Raw genomic sequence first — 19069 nt, 5'->3', positions numbered from 1 at the left:
GCGCGAGGCCAGGTGGAACGGATCAAGGCGTGGCTGGTTGCCGAGATGGAGCCCGACCTTCAGGAGTTGCGGCAAAACTGAAGTCAGAAGCGTGAGCTCAAGCGACCTGAAACGCAGCAACACTCTCTACAAGTCCATGCGCTTGCTCGCGCATGGACACTGCGGCTGCTGCCGCCTGCTCCACAAGCGCTGCGTTTCGTTGCGTTACTTCGTCCATCTGGGTGACGGCCTTGTTCACTTGTTCGATCCCGTCGCTTTGCTCTTCGGAGGCCGATGCGATCTCCTTCATGATCGCAGTCACTCGTTGAACTGATACCAGTATCTCTTTCATGCACTGGCCAGCGTTGTCGACGAGCGTGGCGCCGCTCTGAACGCGACCATTCGAATGCTCGATCAGTCTCTTGATGTCTTTTGAGGCGGTGGACGAACGCTGTGCCAGATTCCGGACTTCAGAGGCAACGACGGCGAATCCTCTGCCGTGTTCGCCTGCCCGCGCCGCCTCGACAGCCGCATTAAGTGCGAGGATATTGGTTTGAAAAGCGATTCCTTCGATCATCCCAAGGATCTCTCCAATCTGCTTCGTACTGTCGGTGATCTCATCCATGGTAGCGACGACTTCCGAGACGACCTCATTGCCGCGATTGGCAATGGAGAAGGCATCGCCGGCAAGCACCGAAGCTTGTCGCGCGTTGTCGGCGTTCTGTCTCACGGCTGAGGTAAGTTGCTCCATGCTTGCGGCAGTTTCTTCCAACGACGCAGCCTGCTCCTCGGTTCTTCTCGAGAGGTCCGCGTTACCTGACGATATTTCATCTGTGGACGTTCCAATGGACTTCGCCGCGCCGATGATCGCGACCACCGCCTGACGCAGTTGCGCCTGCATCTCCTGAAGCTTGAACAGAAGGCTGCCTCGATCGCCGGCTTGCAGGTCTATGTGTTGCGCGAGGTTGCCACCCGCTGTAGCGCTCACGACCTGGGCTGCATATTCCGGTGAACCGCCTAGCGACCGATTCAGCCTACGGTTCACCAGGTACACGGCACCGGACAGCATGGCAGCGATGATGGCGACGAGCACAACCAACTGGCGCAGCGATGCATTGAACGCCTCGTCAATGTCGTCCAGGTAGGCCCCTGTCACGAACGACCAATCCCAGGGTTTAAAGGTGGCAATGTGGCTGCGCTTTCGCACGGGTTCTTTCGAACCCAGCCGCGGCGTGGCATAGTCAACGAACCCATCCCCAGAACCCTTCGCGATCGCAGCCATCGAGCGGTACACGTACTTCCCGTTGGAATCCTGATAGTCGCCAAAGTACTTGCCCTCGGTTTCCGGCTTGGAAGGATTCATGACGGCGTGGCAGTCTGAATCTACGATGGATACGTACCCGTCAGCGCCATAACGGATCGCTCGCAATTGCGCGAGTGCCTGCTTCTTCGCTTCAGGCGTCGATAACGTTCCGTCAGCAGCCAGCGCTGCGTAACGGCGCGTGATGCTCATCGCGATATCGCCAGCATCTTTTAACGAATGCTGCCTTTCTTCCAGACGGACCTCACGAGTCTGGTAAGCCCCGAAGCCCGCCACAGAGATCAGGCAAATCAGGGAGAGTGCCAAAGGGATCCACAACTGTTGCTGAAATGTAAGGCGCTTCATGAGGTCTTTTAGATAGTTGTGTACTAATCGGTGTACGGCACGAAACCCGGATACTTGATACTTCTTTTCGAGTTCCTTGATGTTTTGATGATCCCCGCCCTGCTGCTGGGCGCCCTTCACTCCCTCCATCTCCTGCACTCGCCAACAGCGCGTTTTCCAAAGTGCTTGAATGAAGTCTTATCGAGCGTACACATTGTATTTTTCCTTAAAAACATAATTTCCACATAGGTGGCTTCAGATGGGGTATTCCCTTAAATGATGCATTAAATAAGGGTTTTCACCAAACTAAAGCACACATGCACCAACAAAAATATACTTAGATATCTTGCCAAATTATAATGTGAACACTAGACTTTGAGAAATCGAACACATCCTGATGCACGCTTCGGAGAAGTCGACCAGATGACAAAGACATTGCGTATCGGGCAGTTCCTTCCGCCGTTGCTACAGCCTACCCATGCTGCGCGAACGGGATCTCGAACGCTTGGCGCCGCGGGTGTTGCTCTCCGGTGGTCACTGGCGGATATCGGTGCACGCGCGGCACCGGATCAGTCGAGCATCGAGTTCGTCATGACCGCCGCAGTCGTTTCAACCTGCTCAGTGTTGGGGGTCGGCTTAGATTTTGAGCGTGGACGCTGCAATCGCAGGCCGACACGACACGTACACCAATTCAAGTAAGACGCCTTATCGCACTTTCAATATTACATTTCAAATCTTATCTACTTCGTAGTCCGATATTTTCTTTCGATCTTGGAGGCACTTCTTTTGGTGCCCCTGTCGACCAACAAACAATTGTTTTTTTATACACTAGGAGATTGACATGTACGACGTATTTCAAACGGATCGCCTGATCGACACGTGGCTGACCGAGGACATTGGGTATTGTGACCTAACCGCACAGGTCATGATTGAAGCGAACGAAACGGGAGCATTCTTCATGAATGCGCGCGAGAATCTGATCGTGGCGGGTATCGACGTCGCAGCGCGGGTGTTCAAGCGCTACGATCCAACGCTTGAAGTGGTCGTACGTGTCAAGGACGGTGACCACGTCAAGAAGGGGGCTGTGCTTCTCGACGTACGGGGAAATGCGCGAAGCGTGCTGACCGCCGAGCGAACGGCGCTTAACATCCTGCAGCGCATGTCGGGCATTGCCAACCTCACAGCAGAGTACGTCAAGGCAGTCGCGGGAACGCGCGCACGATTGATTGACACGCGCAAGACCACACCCGGTTTGCGCATGCTGGAGAAGCATGCGGTGACCTGCGGCGGCGGCTTGAACCACCGCCTTGGACTTGATAACGGCGTGATGATTAAAGACAACCACATTGCGGTTTGCGGCGGAATCATGAAGGCTGTGCAACGTGCGCGTCGCCAATTGCCAGTGTTGACGAAGCTTGAAGTCGAATGCGATCGCATCGAGCAGGTGGAGGAGGCGCTGGAAGCCGGCGTTGACGTCATCATGCTCGACAACATGTCGGTCGAGGAAATGACCAAGGCCGTGAAGTTGGTCAATGGCCGTACGAAGCTTGAAGCGTCTGGCGGTATCAGCCTCGCGACAATCGGGGAAATATCAAGAACGGGCGTCGACTATATCTCCACGAGCAAGATAAACCAGGCTTCGGTGTGCATTGACATCGGTCTGGACGAGGCGGAGTAATACCCTCATGTCCGACGGAATCTTCTTTTTTGTGGTCGGCCCGAGCGGCGCCGGCAAAGACTCGCTTATTGACGGAGCGCGTGAAGTTCTCAGCGATTTCGTCTTCGCGCGTCGGGTAGTCACCCGGCCTCACGGCTCGCCGGGCGAAGATCACGAAGCGCTTAATGAAACCGAGTTCGCGCGCCTGGACAGTCAAGGAGAATTCCTTATTACCTGGTCGGCCCACGGACTAAGATACGGTTTGCGTCATGATCTTCTCGACGCCCTTTCGCGGGGGCATCACGTCATCGCTAACGGGTCGCGGGCAATGATCGACGTGCTTTCAACTCGCGTACCGCGGCTGGTGGTAGTCGACGTGAACGCACCCGCTTCCGTGCTCGCTGCAAGAATTCTCGCACGAGGCAGGGAAACCCACGACGAGGTTGTAAAACGCGTGGCGCGTCAGGTCGAGCCGACCTCTGCCGACGTTGAGGTCCTGAAGGTCATGAACGACACAACGCTTGAGCAGGGGATAGCACGTTTCGTCGCAGCGCTTCGCCGCGCCACACAGCCTGCTCCGCCCAGCATGCGCGCCTTGAAGGCAAAGATTGCCGGGGAAGCACTGAACGAAGCTCAATATAGCGGTGTGTTCGACGACATTCTTGCACTGCGTTATTCGGACCGGGATATCAACGCGTTCCTGTTGCACGCGTCGCAAAACCTGTCCGACGCCGAAGTGCTCGCGTTGGCAAAGGTGCGTTGCAAGCTGACGCCACGCATCGAATGGGACGAGCCAATACTCGTTGACAAGCATTCAATGGGAGGCGTCCCGGGTAGCCGGATCACCTTGATCGTAGTACCTGTTGTGGCGGCGTTCGGGCTTGCAATGCCAAAGACGTCATCGAGGGCAATCACCTCTGCCGCGGGGACTGCCGATGCAATGGAGACGGTTGCACGTGTCGATCTCACCAGCGCAGAGGTACGTCGTTGCGTCAGTGAAGCGCGCGCTTGTATTGCGTGGAACGGACGGTTGAATCACTCGTTGATCGACGATCGGATCAATGCATTTACCAGGCCGCTTGGCCTCGATTCAAACCGCTGGTCCGTTGCATCGATTTTATCCAAGAAGTGGTCGGCAGGATCCACCCACGTCATCATCGATCTTCCTTACGGCCCGCACGCCAAGTTGAAGGACGAACTCGAAGCGCGCACATTAGGTAATCTTTTCGAGTATGTCGCAGCAGGCCTGGGCTTGCACGTAAAGGCCATGGTCACCGATGGCAGCAGCCCGATCGGGCGGGGCATCGGACCGGCACTCGAGGTACGGGACGTCAAGCAGGTGCTGGATAACGACCCGTCTGCACCCGCCGACCTGCGCGAAAAAGCGCTCCGTTTTGCGGCGGAGATTCTTGCTTGGGCGCCGGCCGTAGGCACTGTTTCCAAGGGTCGGCAGATCGCGGAATCGCTGCTTTCTTCGGGCCGAGCCCGAATTGCATTCGAAAGCATTGTCGATAGCCAGGGCCGGCGGGTTCCGCCGGTTTCAGTCGGCAACTTTGTACAAACGGTTGTGGCACAACAGGGTGGCATCGTCTCAAGCATTGATGGCTGGGCCATCGCGGGAATTGCGCGAAAAGCCGGCGCTCCGACGGACCTGGGTGCCGGCGTAGATCTTCTCGCCACGGTGGGCCAGTACGTCGAGCCCGGCGACGGACTATTTCATATCTACGGCGCTGACGAAGGGCTTGTCTCGGCAGCGGCTTTGTTGGCACGAACAACGCGCACGCATGAGATCTGCGTTGAACGTATGAATAGCGCGCCCTTCCCCTCCGCTTAAGGCATGAGCAGCATGAGCAGCTGGCGGAGCGTGACGATCCGGAAGCAATTGGCAAGACCACAGCGGTAGCAGTGATTCCATAACAGCGCGTCGTTAATTATCTTTGGAGCAGTGAGAATGCCAAAAAGAATCGGCAATTTACGGTGGGGGATTGTTTCGCTACTGGTCGCTCCCATCACCTTCGTCATGACGCTGGATCGCGCTGCAATGACGATCGCTGCGCCCACGATCCAGAAGGAGCTTGGTCTTTCGCTTGTCGAGATGTCAGTGATCCTGACCATCTATTTCTGGACGTACGCATTGGGACAAATCCCTGCCGGAAGACTGGCCGAGCGTCATGGGTCGAGGAAGGTGCTGTTTGGAACAAGCGCTCTTTGGTCTTTGATGATGATAGTGACGCCGTTCGGCGTGGGTTTTAACTGGCTCGTTGGCTGCCGCGCCCTGCTCGGAGGCGCACAATCTGCTGACTGGTCAAGCGGCGTGCTCGCAGTGAAACGCTGGTTTCCCAAGAATGAACGCGCGAAGGGGAACTCCTTTCTCCTGGGTGGTCTCTATCTCGGACCTATCATTTCCGCGCCTCTTACTGCCTGGATGATCTTGCAGTTCGGCTGGCACTCCGTCTTCTATGTGTTCGGTGCAATCGGCCTTGTATTGGGAATTGCCTGGTGGTTCGGTTATCGCGATGTGCCCGCGCGGCACCCTCTGATTACCCCCGAGGAGGCAACGTATATCGCTGCGGGACAGTCGGAACCAGAGGCGGTAGCCAAAGGGGTATTCCTGAGGTGTCTCCGGCATCCGCGGTTCTGGCTTTTCGGTATCCAGTACTTTCTGTTGGTCCTGATCCAGAGTTTCTATACGACCTGGCTGCCAACTTATCTTATGCGCGCACGTGGGCTTTCGCTCAAGTCCATGGGATTCGCGGCATCGCTTCCATGGATCGCCGTATTCGTGGCGGTATTTGTGGCGGGGATCGTATGCGACAAGATATTGAAGCGCACTCAATCGGTCTGGGCCGCTCGCGCTCCGGTCGCCATGGTGGGATTTCTTGTTAGCGCTATCGCCCTCTGTCTGGCTTCATGGGCCGTCAATATTGCGGCCGTCATTGGTTTCTTGTGCCTGTCTTTCGCTGCGGTAGGTTTTGTGCAAGTCGTCGTCTGGTCGGCAGCCCAAGACCTGGCGCGAGATTTTACCGGCGTGATGTCTGGCTGGACTAACCTGTGGGGAGCCGCATCGAACGTCGCGGGACCCGTTGCCGTCGCTTTCATGGTGAAACTCACCGGTAACTGGGGGAGCGCCCTGGTCGTCATCGCACTGGCGGCCGCGGTAGGCACGGTGCTCTGGTTGTTTGTGCACCCTGAGAAGCCGCTCTTCGATATCCCGCAAGCCGCCGTTGCCGCCCCGTCTAAAGAGCGCGTCCGGCAAGTGGCAAGCAACAGCGACTTGACCAGCGATTTGACTTCGGATGAAGCGCGCCCTTGATGTCTGCGGCCCCCGGGTTGCAGGTTAGCCGCTTCCAGGTGCACCTGACTTGAAATTTTCTTGCCGCGGTAGCGGCAAGAGCCCATTACGGCTCAATGTACCCAGTTAGTCCCTTCACATCTCAACCGCGCGGCGCCGGTCCCTGCCGGCCCGTATCAAGCAATTGATTCTCTTCATTGCGCGGTGAGGCAACGCGCGTCCCCGCCTGATTTCCGACCGTCTCCTCATTGAGCGAAATTTTTTGCTCAAGTTTTACCGATGGTTGTCGATATTGTATGAGGAATACAGTACTTAAGACATCGTCGCGGCCACCCTCATCCCAACATTCACGGATCGGCGCACCTGCAGGATAAGGCGTGAGCGCGACGGCATCAGGCGATCTGCCGCCCGGAATCAGGCATCAGTCACGCCACCGGCAGATGCAGCGAATCATGTGACTACACGTTGGGGACTTCCACCATGTTTCGCCGCGTCACCACGAAGGTGCTCATCCTCCTGTGCGTCATGTACTGCATTACGTACATAGACCGCGTCAACGTCAGCACCGCGGCCGCGCAGTTCGGTAAGGAATTCGACCTCTCGCATACTCAAACAGGCTTTGTTTTTTCAGCCTTTGCGTATCCGTATCTCATCATCCAGATCTTCGGCGGCTGGCTTGCGGATCGTTTTGGTCCGCGCCGAACGCTTACCATCTGTGCGTTCATCTGGGCCGGTGCGACCGTGCTAACGGGGCTAGCCGGTGGTCTCATGTCGCTGGTGTTTGCCCGCCTGCTGCTGGGTCTCGGCGAGGGTGCTACCTTCCCGGCGGCCACCCGTGCAATGTCAAACTGGACGACGCCCGAGCGCCGCGGCTTCGCACAAGGCATCACCCATGCTGCCTCGCGCATTGGCAACGCGGCCGCGCCGCCGCTGGTGACGTGGCTCATGCTGACGACGAACTGGCGCGGGGCATTTGTCATTACCGGCATTGTCAGCGTGCTGTGGGCGCTCATCTGGGTCTGGTATTTCCGCGACAACCCGCGCGAGCATCGCTCGATGAGTTCCGTTGAAGCGGACCGGCTGCCTGCCTACAACGTGGCGAGGATAAGCGGCCGCGTGCCCTGGCGCGCCCTGCTTCGACGCATGCTGCCGGTGACCGCGGTGTACTTCTGCTACGGCTGGGTCCTGTGGCTCTTTCTCGGCTGGGTGCCGCAGTATTTCCAGCATCAGCACATGCAACTGGGTAAATCAGCGCTGTTCGCGTCGGGCGTATTCCTGACCGGCGTGTTAGGCGACTGGCTTGGCGGCGAGCTGACCGACTTCATCATGCGTCGAACGGGCAACCTGCGGCTCGCGCGCAACGTCATGGTCTCGACGTGCATGTTCCTCGCGCTGCTGGCGCTTGCGCCGATCATGCTGGTCCATTCGCTGTCGATTCCCCTTGCTGCGCTCGCGCTGTCAGTAGGCTTCTTCTTCAACGAGATGACGATCGGGCCGATGTGGGCCGTGCCGATGGACATTGCCCCCCAATACGCGGGCACTGCGAGCGGCATCATGAACATGGGGTCCGCTGCCGCGGCGATTGTCAGCCCGGTGGTCGGAGGCTGGATCATCGATCACACCGGCAACTGGAATCTCCCGTTCATTGTCTCGATGGCATTGATGCTGAGCGGTACGCTGCTCGCCTTCGTGATGCGGCCGGACCGGCAGTTACCGGGTGAAGCAAATAGTGGCGAGCCCTCGGCCGGCTACGCCTGATGCAACTGGCCTCGAACAACACAACAAATCTGCGTGTGCCACGGCAAAAGCCTTGCCGATCAGCGCGGTAAACAAGGAAGAAGAAATGCTGAGAAACCTGTCGATTCGCGCTTGTTTGAGCGCGATGATTGCCTTCTTCGGCGTGGTGCTGCTGCTTGGCGCCGCGGCCGGATTGCTGTCGCTACGCGCGAGCAATGCGTCGCTACAGCAGATGTACACGGTCGATACACCCGCCGTCGCCGACCTGGAAGGCAGCGCCGGACAATTGCTGCGTCTGCGCCTGGCGCTTGCGACCTACGCGTCGCTCGTCGATCTCAACGATCAGGACGGTGCCGCAGCGGTGCTCAAGCGCTTCGATCAATATCTGAAGGTATCGAACGACCGCCTAGGGCACTATTTGAGGCACGCGGGGACGGACGACGACGAGCAACGTCTCATCAAAGACATGCAGGACAAGCGTGCCACGTTCCTGCATAACGGGATCGAGCCGGCGATGGCCGCGCTCAAGGCCGGTGACAAAACCGCGTTCCAGCAGTTGCAGGCTCACCAGCTTCCTTCACTCTATAACGCGTACGAAAAGGCGATGCTCACGCTTGAGCAATTGCAAATCGATCACGGCGCACAACGCTATCAGGACGCGCACGATCGCTTCTATGCCATCAGTATTGCCGTCGCCGTGGGCATGGTGTTGGCGCTGCTGTTCTCGTGGCTGGGCCGCGTCGTGCTGGTGCGGGCGATCGTTCACCCGGTCGATGCCACCATCGCGCAATTCGAGCGCATCGCGAGTGGTGACCTCACCGGCCGCATCGACGTGACGAGCGACAACGAAATGGGCAAGCTGGCGACCGCGCTGCGCAAGATGCAGGACTCGCTGATCGCGACGGTGAACACGGTCCGTGCGGGAACGGAGTCGATCGACACCGGTGTGCGTGAAATTGCATCGGGTAACACGGACCTGTCACAACGCACCGAGGAACAGGCGGCGTCGCTGGAAGAAACCGCCGCGAGCATCGAGGAACTGAACTCCACGGTCAAGCAGACCGCCGAGAACGCCAAGCAGGCCAACTCGCTTGCACAAGGCGCGTCGAGCCTCGCCGCCGAAGGCGGAGAGCTGACCCAGCAGGTGGTTGGCACGATCCATCAGATCGTCGACGACTCGCACCGCATGGCGGATATCGTTGGCGTCATCGAAGGGATTGCGTTTCAGACCAATATCCTCGCGCTCAACGCGGCGGTCGAAGCGGCACGCGCGGGCGAGCAAGGGCGTGGTTTTGCCGTGGTGGCGAGCGAAGTGCGTTCGCTCGCGCAGCGCAGTGCCGCGGCCGCCAAGGAGATCAAGGGCATGATCGGAGAATCGACGGCACGGGTGCAGTCCGGTGCGCAACTGGTTGAACGCTCCGGATCGACCATGACGGAGATCGTCAAGGCGATCGCCCGCGTCAGCGCGATCATGAGCGAGATTGCTTCAGCGGCAATTGAACAAAGCTCAGGCATCGATCAGGTCAACGTAGCGGTCGCGCAGATGGACGAGGTGACGCAACAGAACGCCGCGCTCGTCGAGCAGGCAGCCGCAGCAGCCGGCTCGCTGGAAGATCAGGCGCGTCGGCTCACGGCGGCGGTGGCCGTGTTCCGTACGGAAGCGTCCCGGGCGTCAAGCGCGCCGGGTGTGCGAGGACACGGCGTTGAACTGGAGCGAGCAGTGCACACCCTGGCGCATTTCTGACACGCTAGTACCCATTGACCGGCATCGATGTCAGCGCTGTCCGATGAACCGCCAGGACATCAAATCAATCCAAGCATCGACGCCTTCAAAGTGGCCGCCGCACGCGTCGAGCAAGCGAGCTTGCGGAACACGCTTTCGACATGCGTGCGCACCGTGCTGGGACTCAGCTCCAGCGCCTTTGCGACCTCTTTGTTGCTGGCGCCCAGGCTAATGTGACGAAGCACCTCCGACTCGCGAGGCGACAGCAGCGTTGCTTGGGCGCAGCGGGGTTTTTGGGCAATTACGCTCCCGTCATACTCGTCACATTCGTTCGAGATTAGCGCACTGACAGCATCGGCATTGAATCGCCCTGCCAACGCCTGCTCGCGGAGCAGCGTTGCGGCATCTTCGGGGGAAAGCGCCTCACGCCAGGGACGCTTCGAGCGCAGCGCGACCCAGGCAGCGGCCGCAGCGAGCACCTGGCCTTCACGAGCAATGCCATCGCCCGCTGCGCCCCGGAAATAGCCCGAACCGTCCAGCCGCTCATAGGCAAGCGAGGCAATCTCCGACTCGCGCGCGAGGGCGCCGATCTGCTTGCCCGCCCGCGCGGTCCAGTAAGGGACCAGTCGCACTTTCTCCCAGGCTGCCGTGGGCAATCGACCCGGCGTATTCCATATTGCATTCGGCACTGCCGCGCGTCCCATACCGTGGATCAAACCGGCGAGATACACGCGGCGCGCTGTCTCCTCACCAAGGCCCAAGCGCGCGCAGCACGCTGCCGACGCTTCGGCTACGCGCCGTGAATAGCCGGCCATCCAGGGCAGCTTCAGGTCGATCACGTCAGCGATGATTTCCGGCGCGCTTGTTTGCAGCATCGGTTGCGTATTCAGGGGTTCGTCATGGGCCGACGTACTCCACTGTTCAAGCTCGTCCAGCCACTTTGCCGCGCGGGACAATGCAAGTTGCGCAAGCGCTTGCGGATATTGACGGCCGGCCTTCTGGGTGATCAACACCTTCGCCTGCTCCACCCCATAGATCCGGCTGAAAATCTCTATATCACCGGCCAACGCAACGAGAAACACGGCATCGGGCACATTGCCGCCCTGCATCTGATGCGGGAAACCGGCGCCATCCCAACTTTCGAAAATGTGCCGCAACGCCACCTGGGTTGCGCCTGCCAGTCCGAGCATGCGCGCGACCTCGCCCGATACCTCGCAGTGAATCTGAGCCAGCGGCGTGATTGCCGCACCGAACCGTCCCGGGGATTCGTCGGCGCCGGCCCATCCAGGCCGCATCGCCAGCATGTCCGCCCTGCTGCCGATGTCGTCTCCCAGCCACTCCGCGAAACCCGCTGCGTTCGCCGTGCAGCCCGACCAGCGCAGCAGCGACACTTCCTTGACAACGCCGCACTGAGCGTCGTCGTGGCCGGCTTCGGCGGCGAGTCGCCCGGCAAGCCAACCGGTACGCAGGGAATGATCGGTTGGCTGCCCCATGCTGAGGTCGCCGACAAATGCAAGCGCCTTGACGGCGTCCAGCACCCGGATATCAGAGTCGCCTTGCATCAGTTTCGCCTCATTTTTAGCTTTCGCGTCTAGCCTCCGTCAGATCAGGCTCGGTCATTTGACCGATACAAGAGCTCGCCCAATCAGCGCATTCTCCAATCCGCACACTGATTTCCTTGCCAACCCGATTTCTTCAAGAGGACTCATATTATGAACACCCTGCTCAAAAAATGCCTGGCCGCTACGCTGCTGCTCGGTGGCCTGATGTCGCTCGCCGCATTCACGCCAGCCAGCGCCGCGTCTTCGCCTGACGACCTGAAGGGCAAAAACGTGGTGCTGGTGCACGGCGCGTTCGCGGATGGATCGAGTTGGGACAAGGTTATCCCCATTCTGCAAGCGAAAGGCTTGCACGTGGTGGCGGTGCAAAATTCGCTCAGGTCGCTCGATGACGATGCAGCGGCGACGAAACGAGTGATCGAGCAACAGAACGGTCCCGTCATACTGGTCGGCCATTCCTGGGCCGGCGCAGTCATTACGCAAGCCGGCAATGACGACAAGGTGAAAGCGCTGGTATACGTTGCCGCCTTTGCGCTCGACAAGGACCAGTCGATCAACGACGTTTTGAAGGGGAAGCCGGCACCGCCGTGGGCGTCGGCGCTGCAGAAAGATTCCGCCGGATACCTGACACTTTCGACCGATGCAATCATTCACGACTTTGCCCAGGACCTGCCCGTTGCACAAGCCCGCCTCGTAGCGGCGACTCAAGGTCCCTGGTTCGCCGGTTGTACCGACGACAAGGTGTCCGAAGCCGCGTGGCATAACAAGCCGTCGTGGTGGGTATTGACGGAAAAGGACCGCATGATTCCCCCGGCTCTGCAGGCCGCAATGGCGCAGCAAATCGGTGCGACAGTCGTAAAGGTGGACGCGAGCCACGTGGCGATGCTGTCAAAGCCGGCAGAAGTCGCCGCGGCGATCATCGCTGCGGCACGCGAAGCGCAGTAAGCCGGCGCGAGGCTCTCGGCGTGGTCATTTAGAGGTGGCTCCGGGAATCTGGACAGTCGGTTAGGTGGAATCGCTGGGTTCTGAGATTGGCATAATGGCTACAAAGGAAACCAGACGATGACGAAGAGAACCCGGCGCACGCACTCAGCGGCGTTCAAGGCGAAGGTGGCACTGGCAGCAGTACGTGGGGAGCGCACTCTGGCAGAATTGGCGCAGCAGTTTGAGGTTCATCCGAACCAGATCACGGAATGGAAGCGGCAGTTGCAAGAGCGAGCGGCCGATGTGTTCGGCGCGGCGGGCGCGCCCGTCAGTGAGCCGCCGGTGGATCTGAAGACGCTGCACGCAAAGATCGGCCAATTGGCGCTGGAGAACGATTTTTTATCCGGCGCGCTCGGCAAGGCAGGCCTGCTGAGCGGAAAGAAATGATTGATCGTGCCCACCCCTTGCCGGTTTCCCGGCAAGTCAAGCTAGTCGGCATCAGCCGATCCAGTGCGTACTACGCGCCGAGCCCAGTCAGTGGCGCGGATCTGGCGCTCATGCGCCGCATCGACGAGTTGCACCTGGAGCATCCGTTTGCCGGCGCGCGCATGCTGATGCGCCTGCTCAAGCGAGAGGGCATAGTGGTCGGACGCAAGCACGTCGGCACGTTGATGCGCAAAATGGGCATTGAGGCGCTGTATCGCAAGCCGAACCTGAGCCGCAAACATCTGGCGCACAAGATCTGGCCGTACCTGCTGCGCGATCGGAAGATCGAGCGCAGCAATCAGGTGTTCGCACTGGACACGACCTACGTGCCTATGGCACAGGGCTTCGTATATCTGACTGCTGTGATCGATTGGGCTAGCCGTCGTGTTTTAGCGCACCGGGTTGCGATCACGATGGAAGCCGAGCATGCGGTGGCAGCACTTGAAGAAGCATTCGCGAAATATGGAGTGCCTGAGATCGTCAACACCGATCAAGGCAGCCAATTTACCAGTACGGTCTTCACCGACGCAGTCCTGTCGCGTGGGATCGCTCTGTCGATGGATGGCAAGGGAAGCTGGCGAGACAACGTTTTTATCGAACGGCTGTGGCGCAGCGTGAAGTACGAAGAGATATATTTGAAGGCCTATGAGTCCGTCGGCCAGGCACGGCAGTCGATCGCTAACTATCTGACGTGGTACAACCAACAAAGGCCTCATTCAAGTCTTTCGGACAAGACCCCGGATGAAGCTTACTTCGCGATGCTGCCCGCGATGAAAACGGCAGCGTGACCGCCCAGCGTTCCACTTAAAAATCGAAAAAACTGTCCGAACGAACGGGGCCACCTCTCTTCAACGGCGGCACGAACTGCCGCACGTTGATGTCCCAGGGTTCAGTAGTGTGGGTGAATGAGGGAGGTGCCCACGACGATCTCGAGTGGTGAGTACATCTTGTACGTTCGGAGTCTTCGTGAAGGTCGCAACCGGTCGTGTATAAGATGATTGCGTAAGATTGTGATGAACAATTGTGCGTCGGTCAGGCGGATTTTGCCGCCTACCCGGAAAACCGATAAAACGGCGAGGAGATCATCATGAATCTGTCTGGTAGAGTCAACGAAGGAAATGGAAATTGGTCGGTTACCGCGAAAACGCACGAAGCCGAGGGCGGCTTTATCTGTCAGATCAACGTGACCGCTCGCAACCTCCACGGCGACTTCACCCACGAGTTTAAAGATAGCCATATTTTCATAGCCGAGCAGGACGCAGTGCTGCACGGGTTACGTGAAGGCATGATCTGGATCGATCTGGAGATATCCAGGACTATCAGAGTGTGATTGCTCTATCGCCCTGCATGGAGCAATGGTTTCGAGCGGCCTTGCTATAGGGTGCGAGTACGGGGCGTGGGCTTTCACGCGGACCCGGTTTATCGACTAAAAAGGGAGTCAGATGCACGCAAGGGTGCCTGATGTAATCTCGCTTCCGGCACGGCCCGCACGTGCCGCACCCCGTGGCGGTCCCAGGCTAATTGCCGATCGACCCGCAAATTCTTGTCATTTCGGGTCGGGTCTCATGGCTCGGAGGGACTTGCGGCCATTTCCATGCCTTGGTGCTCGAGTCGTCCTCCATTGGCACAGTCGTAGCTGATGAAGGTGCACATCTTTTCGGGCATCGAATTGCTCGGACCGTCGGGGCTGCCAAATGGGTTTTCTCGAGGAATACGAGATGGAAATCAAACGAAAGAATTTTCGGGTTCGGGAGGGTAGCAAGATCGACCTCCGGAATTGGCCCACTAACGTGACGCCTGTCTACAAGTCAAAGAAGCACTATCAGGAATTGCTGGCAACGCATGTAAAGAAGCTCTCCGAGTTGCAGCAACTGCTTTATGCCTCTAACCATCACGCCGTCCTGTTAATCTTTCAGGCGATGGATGCAGCAGGAAAGGACGGGGCCATCAAGCACGTGATGTCTGGTGTCAACCCACAAGGCTGCCAGGTGTTCAGCTTCAAACATCCCAGTGCGGCCGAGCTTGAGCATGATTTTCTTTGGCGCACCACGCGGGACTTGCCTGAACGAGGACGGATCGGGATCTTTAACCGATCCTACTACGAGGAGGTGCTAATCGTACGAGTCCATCCCGAGGAACTTCGTAGTGAAGCCCTGCCAGACTCCCGTCGCACCGGGAAGAAGGTCTGGCGGGACCGTTACCGGTCCATCGTAGACCTTGAGCGGCATCTGTACGGTAACGGGACTCACATCGTGAAGTTCTACCTTCACCTCTCAAAGGAAGAGCAGAGAATGCGTTTTCTCGACCGCATCGAAGAGCCCGATAAAAACTGGAAATTCAGTCTTGCGGACATAACTGAACGGCAATTTTGGATGCGGTACATGAGAGCCTACGAGAAGTGCATAGGCGCTACGAGCACGTTGGACTCGCCCTGGTACATTGTACCTGCTGATGACAAGAAGAATGCGAGGTTGATCGTATCCGGCATCCTCCTCGATACGTTGAACGAGCTCAAAATGACTTACCCGAAGTCATCGGATAGTCGCAAGCGGGAATTGCAAGTTATTCGTAGAAAGCTTCATAGATGATCTACGGTATGCGTACAGTGTCGGATAAGTTGCCGCAGATTCCGCTTCTGTCGGTCCTACTACCGCCGGTGAGATGATCTATGGATCGCCTTCATGTGCGTGCGTTATCTCCTCTCGATGGAACAGGCGTCGTCACCCAAACGCTTTAGCATCGGAGCGTGCCCTACGTCTGTCAAGCGAGCCGCACGTCTTCATGAGTAGATTCCGAGTCTATCGCTAGCGGAACTCCACCTTTACGCTTGTTCATATTCCTGCAACGGCATGGCGGCTTGGGGGTGCATCAAAGCTAGCCTGCCGGACCAACAGGATTTTCCAACCTCGCGGCCGGCTTCGGCGAGCAGGCAGATTCGCCATTTCTAGTGATAGGGCACCCTTATGTTACGAAGCATAGAAGATCTGAAACGCTGCAAAGTAACTTGCCCGGATGGCCAGCTCGGCGCGGTGGAGCATGTCTATTTCGATGACGAGATGTGGGGTATCCGCTTTATTGTTATCGAGGCGATGGGATGGAACAACTGGCAGGAAGTCTGGGTATCTCCTTTGTCTGTTAGAGGAATTGATTTCGCGGCAGGCCTTGTCACCTTGAACCTGACACAGCGGCAGATGACGGGTAGCCCCCCAATCGATACCCGAAAACCCGTCTCCCGCCTCCAGGAAACCAAGCTGTTCAATTACTACGGATGCAGACCCTATTGGGCCGCCAGAGCCACGTCGACCTATGCGTCTAACCCCGCAGGATCCAACGACTCAAGGCCGGGCCTTGAATCCTTGCAACTGCGCCCAACGCTTCACGTGAAAGGCTCGCGCGCCAACCTACATCTGCTAAGTGCGCAACAGGCAGGAAGCTTCTCCGTGGCGACCGCGGACGGCGCCATCGGGCACGTCGCGGATTTTGTGTTCGACGATGAGACATGGGTCGTACGCTACATGGCTGTCGATACACGAGACTGGTGGGACAGCGCGAGGGAAATACTACTGTCGACCGAATGGATCGAGAGTGTCGATTCGGTCAGATTCACGGTTTCGACAACGCTCAATCGCGATGCAGTCGAGCATAGTCCAGCGTACGTCGACGCCGTCCCTCTGAACCGCATGTACGAGACTCAACTCCATAATTTCTACGGTCGAGAAGCTTACTGGTCTTGATATTTTTCGACATGAATTTTGTCAAATGCTTCCTATTGCCGTCGAAGCATGACTATCCCGACGTCTGGGATTTTTGAAGAGCTCTCGCCCGCCGAAAAGACTCGGGGTGACCAATCATCCGATGAAATCGTCGCGGGGGGCGATCGATAAGGCGACAGCATACATCGCCTCGTCCAAACCTCGAGAGGCGCCGATATTGCGCCTCCTTCCCACGCAATCCGCCACCCATAATCCGTGAGCCACAGCATGAAAAAAACTTACCAAACCCGCTCAGTTCGGGCTCTGTTCGAACCCATGCGTGCAGGCGCTTTCAAACTCGCCAATCGCATCGTCATGGCCCCCCTCACCCGAAATCGAGCCGGGCCAGGCCTGGTGCCAGGACCGTTTGCTCTCGAGTATTACGCCCAACGCGCCACGGCCGGCTTAATCATCGCCGAAGCCACGCAGATATCCGTTCAAGCGCAAGGTTACGACGGCACGCCAGGATGCTTTACAGACGATCAGGTCCGAGGCTGGAAAAGGATAACTGACGCTGTGCACGCCAAGGGCGGCATCATAGTCGTTCAATTGTGGCACACGGGCCGTGTCTCCCACACCAGCTTCCAGCAAGACGGCCAAGCACCCGTAGGCCCTTCCGCGATCCGCGCAAAAACCAAAACCTTCTTGGCCGGAAAGGGTTTTGTCGACGTGTCGATGCCCCGCGCGCTCCGGTTAGACGAGATCCCGGGCATTATCGAGGACTTCCGTCACGCCTCCATGCGAGCCATCGAGGCCGGATTCGACGGCGTAGAACTGCATGGCGCTCACGGCTACCTGCTCGATGCCTTTCTACGCGACGGAACCAATCATCGTACCGACGCGTATGGCGGCTCCATCGAGAACCGCTCAAGACTGCTCCTCGAAGTTAGCAGGGTTTGCGCGGACGCCATTGGAGCCGAGCGCCTCGGCGTTCGGCTATCGCCGGTCTCCACCGCCGGCGATTCACGGGACAGCCACCCGCAGGCGCTCTTCGATCATGTCGTAGGAGCCCTCAATCCCCTTGGTTTGGCGTACTTGCACATTGTTGAGGGCGAGACGGGCGGCGCCAGGGACAGTATTGCGTTTGATTATGCCGCCCTGCATGACCGTTCCGATGGCGTCTGGATGGTCAACAACGGCTATGACCGGCAGATGGCGATAGATGCGGTGGCCAGTGGCCGCGCCGATCTGGTGTCGTTTGGACGACTATTCATGGCCAATCCAGATCTCGTGCAGCGGCTTAGGTTGAATGCTCCACTCAACAACCTCATCGGTGAGGAAACGTTCTATGGCGGCGGCGCCCGCGGCTATACCGACTACCCCACACTTGAAGAAAGCGGCGCCGCGGTAGAGCTTCCGTGAGAAACCCGCACTCGAACACGACGCAAAGATAAAAACAGCCGTCACCGGTCGCGGTGCTACCCCCACTTCGGAAGGGACTGACCGGGTCGTTTAGCTTCCGAGCCTGCCCTCGCATGGTCGCAAGCCCATGGAGTTTAGGGCGTCACGAGTTCTGTATCAAACCAGGAGAATAACCATGTCTGACGATAAGCAATTGAAACAAGCCGTGCTTGACGGACTGAAGTGGGAACCGAGTGTAAACGCCGCTCACATAGGCGTGACTGCGAAAGCCGGTGTCGTGACTCTCATGGGTCACGTCGAGAGCTATGCGGAGAAGTTTGCTGCGGAGAAGGCTACGCGCCGGCTTAAGGACGTCAAGGCGGTTGCCGAGGAGCTTGAGGTTCGTCTGCCCTTCAATGTAAAGCATGGCGATGAAGAAATTGCTTCTGCGGCGGTCAATCGTATGAAATGGGACACTGCTATTCCGAGCGACGCCGTTCAGGCTAAAGTGGAAAAAGGCTGGGTCACCCTCACCGGCGAAGTCGATTGGCATTACCAACAAGACGCTGCGGCGCACGATGTTCGCGGACTTTGGGGTGTCGTCGGCGTCTCAAACGAGATCACTATCAAGCCGAGGCCTAACACGTCTAAGATCAGAGACGACATCATTTTTGCATTGGACCGCTCGTGGTTCGATCCTGCGTCAATCAACGTGACCGCGCAGGGTGGGAAAGTGAGGTTGACCGGGAAAGTAGAATCCTGGTACGAGCGTGACGAGGCAACCGCTGCCGCTTGGGCCGCACCTGGCACGACGGATGTCGAGAACGCCATCACTGTTGTCTGAAGAGCCGCTATCTGCCTACCCAATGCCGTTGGGTAGGCAGATCAGCGGACCGCCATGGCAGACCTTGCGAAGTGCGAAACGCTCCTGCTCGAAGGTTGCCAGCGAAGCGCTGTTTTCTTTCGAGACAAAC

At 58.2% G+C, this 19069-nt stretch carries 14 protein-coding genes; 12 read left to right on the top strand and 2 right to left on the bottom strand.

Features of this window, described 5'->3' with window-relative positions; translation table 11 throughout:
- Window positions 1-97: 97 nt before the first annotated feature.
- Window positions 98-1645 (bottom strand): methyl-accepting chemotaxis protein, encoded by a 1548-nt coding sequence (locus BSU04_RS20550; protein ID WP_089161710.1) that lies wholly within the window; start codon window positions 1643-1645, stop codon window positions 98-100.
- Between the two features lie 820 nt (window positions 1646-2465).
- Here BSU04_RS20550 and nadC point away from each other — a divergent pair.
- The 5 genes from nadC to BSU04_RS20525 all read left to right on the top strand — a co-directional run bounded on the left by nadC (window position 2466) and on the right by BSU04_RS20525 (window position 10054).
- Window positions 2466-3302: a carboxylating nicotinate-nucleotide diphosphorylase gene (gene nadC, locus BSU04_RS20545; protein WP_089161532.1), complete on the top strand. Its 837-nt coding sequence runs from the start codon at window positions 2466-2468 to the stop codon at window positions 3300-3302.
- 7 nt (window positions 3303-3309) lie between these two features.
- Window positions 3310-5115: a phosphonate metabolism protein/1,5-bisphosphokinase (PRPP-forming) PhnN gene (phnN, locus tag BSU04_RS20540; RefSeq protein ID WP_089161533.1), complete on the top strand. Its 1806-nt coding sequence runs from the start codon at window positions 3310-3312 to the stop codon at window positions 5113-5115.
- A 117-nt stretch (window positions 5116-5232) separates the two neighbouring features.
- Entirely contained in the window at window positions 5233-6594 is a 1362-nt protein-coding gene (locus tag BSU04_RS20535) for an MFS transporter (RefSeq protein ID WP_089161534.1), read from the top strand.
- 459 nt (window positions 6595-7053) lie between these two features.
- Window positions 7054-8331: an MFS transporter gene (locus BSU04_RS20530; RefSeq protein WP_089161535.1), complete on the top strand. Its 1278-nt coding sequence runs from the start codon at window positions 7054-7056 to the stop codon at window positions 8329-8331.
- An 85-nt stretch (window positions 8332-8416) separates the two neighbouring features.
- Window positions 8417-10054 carry a methyl-accepting chemotaxis protein gene (locus tag BSU04_RS20525; RefSeq protein WP_089161536.1) on the top strand — a complete coding sequence of 546 codons (1638 nt, stop codon included), beginning with the start codon at window positions 8417-8419 and terminating at the stop codon, window positions 10052-10054.
- Window positions 10055-10113: 59 nt separating this feature from the next.
- On the opposite strand, the gene BSU04_RS20520 is transcribed toward BSU04_RS20525, so the two are convergent.
- Window positions 10114-11595 (bottom strand): HD domain-containing phosphohydrolase, encoded by a 1482-nt coding sequence (locus BSU04_RS20520; RefSeq protein ID WP_089161537.1) that lies wholly within the window; start codon window positions 11593-11595, stop codon window positions 10114-10116.
- A gap of 150 nt (window positions 11596-11745) precedes the next feature.
- Here BSU04_RS20520 and BSU04_RS20515 point away from each other — a divergent pair, with 150 nt between their 5' ends.
- The 7 genes from BSU04_RS20515 to BSU04_RS20485 all read left to right on the top strand — a co-directional run bounded on the left by BSU04_RS20515 (window position 11746) and on the right by BSU04_RS20485 (window position 18939).
- On the top strand, window positions 11746-12537 hold the full coding sequence (locus BSU04_RS20515; protein WP_089161538.1) for an alpha/beta fold hydrolase: 792 nt from the start codon (window positions 11746-11748) through the stop codon (window positions 12535-12537).
- A gap of 117 nt (window positions 12538-12654) precedes the next feature.
- A protein-coding gene (locus BSU04_RS20510) for an IS3 family transposase (protein ID WP_373452836.1) occupies window positions 12655-13790 on the top strand; the annotation gives its coding sequence in 2 pieces (ribosomal slippage) (window positions 12655-12919 and window positions 12919-13790; 1137 coding nt in all).
- 299 nt (window positions 13791-14089) lie between these two features.
- The gene (locus BSU04_RS20505) at window positions 14090-14332 is read left to right on the top strand and encodes a hypothetical protein (RefSeq protein WP_089162346.1); all 243 of its coding nucleotides are present in this window, start codon (window positions 14090-14092) and stop codon (window positions 14330-14332) included.
- Window positions 14333-14720: 388 nt separating this feature from the next.
- A complete protein-coding gene (locus BSU04_RS20500) occupies window positions 14721-15590 on the top strand; it encodes an ADP-polyphosphate phosphotransferase (protein ID WP_089162360.1) in 870 nt (289 codons plus the stop codon).
- Between the two features lie 375 nt (window positions 15591-15965).
- Window positions 15966-16736 carry a PRC-barrel domain-containing protein gene (locus tag BSU04_RS20495; protein ID WP_089162345.1) on the top strand — a complete coding sequence of 257 codons (771 nt, stop codon included), beginning with the start codon at window positions 15966-15968 and terminating at the stop codon, window positions 16734-16736.
- A gap of 246 nt (window positions 16737-16982) precedes the next feature.
- Window positions 16983-18116, top strand: a complete 1134-nt coding sequence (locus tag BSU04_RS20490) for an alkene reductase (protein ID WP_089162344.1) — start codon at window positions 16983-16985, stop codon at window positions 18114-18116.
- A gap of 175 nt (window positions 18117-18291) precedes the next feature.
- Entirely contained in the window at window positions 18292-18939 is a 648-nt protein-coding gene (locus BSU04_RS20485; protein ID WP_089162343.1) for a BON domain-containing protein, read from the top strand.
- Window positions 18940-19069: the final 130 nt, after the last annotated feature.

It is taken from the genome of Caballeronia sordidicola (assembly GCF_002220365.1).
GTDB lineage: Bacteria > Pseudomonadota > Gammaproteobacteria > Burkholderiales > Burkholderiaceae > Caballeronia > Caballeronia sordidicola_C.
Note: the sequence above shows the minus strand (reverse complement) of the source record. Positions and strands in the feature narration are given on the sequence as shown.

What these genes read in the sequence shown, in the direction of transcription:
- BSU04_RS20525 (WP_089161536.1), top strand. Translation starts at nt 8,417, where the DNA reads ATGCTGAGAAACCTGTCGATTCGCGCTTGTTTGAGCGCGATGATTGCC.
- BSU04_RS20485 (WP_089162343.1), top strand. Translation starts at nt 18,292, where the DNA reads ATGTCTGACGATAAGCAATTGAAACAAGCCGTGCTTGACGGACTGAAG.
- BSU04_RS20530 (WP_089161535.1), top strand. Translation starts at nt 7,054, where the DNA reads ATGTTTCGCCGCGTCACCACGAAGGTGCTCATCCTCCTGTGCGTCATG.
- BSU04_RS20535 (WP_089161534.1), top strand. Translation starts at nt 5,233, where the DNA reads ATGCCAAAAAGAATCGGCAATTTACGGTGGGGGATTGTTTCGCTACTG.
- BSU04_RS20550 (WP_089161710.1), bottom strand. Translation starts at nt 1,645, where the DNA reads ATGAAGCGCCTTACATTTCAGCAACAGTTGTGGATCCCTTTGGCACTC.
- BSU04_RS20495 (WP_089162345.1), top strand. Translation starts at nt 15,966, where the DNA reads ATGTTACGAAGCATAGAAGATCTGAAACGCTGCAAAGTAACTTGCCCG.
- BSU04_RS20515 (WP_089161538.1), top strand. Translation starts at nt 11,746, where the DNA reads ATGAACACCCTGCTCAAAAAATGCCTGGCCGCTACGCTGCTGCTCGGT.
- BSU04_RS20490 (WP_089162344.1), top strand. Translation starts at nt 16,983, where the DNA reads ATGAAAAAAACTTACCAAACCCGCTCAGTTCGGGCTCTGTTCGAACCC.
- BSU04_RS20520 (WP_089161537.1), bottom strand. Translation starts at nt 11,595, where the DNA reads ATGCAAGGCGACTCTGATATCCGGGTGCTGGACGCCGTCAAGGCGCTT.
- BSU04_RS20500 (WP_089162360.1), top strand. Translation starts at nt 14,721, where the DNA reads ATGGAAATCAAACGAAAGAATTTTCGGGTTCGGGAGGGTAGCAAGATC.
- BSU04_RS20505 (WP_089162346.1), top strand. Translation starts at nt 14,090, where the DNA reads ATGAATCTGTCTGGTAGAGTCAACGAAGGAAATGGAAATTGGTCGGTT.
- phnN (WP_089161533.1), top strand. Translation starts at nt 3,310, where the DNA reads ATGTCCGACGGAATCTTCTTTTTTGTGGTCGGCCCGAGCGGCGCCGGC.
- nadC (WP_089161532.1), top strand. Translation starts at nt 2,466, where the DNA reads ATGTACGACGTATTTCAAACGGATCGCCTGATCGACACGTGGCTGACC.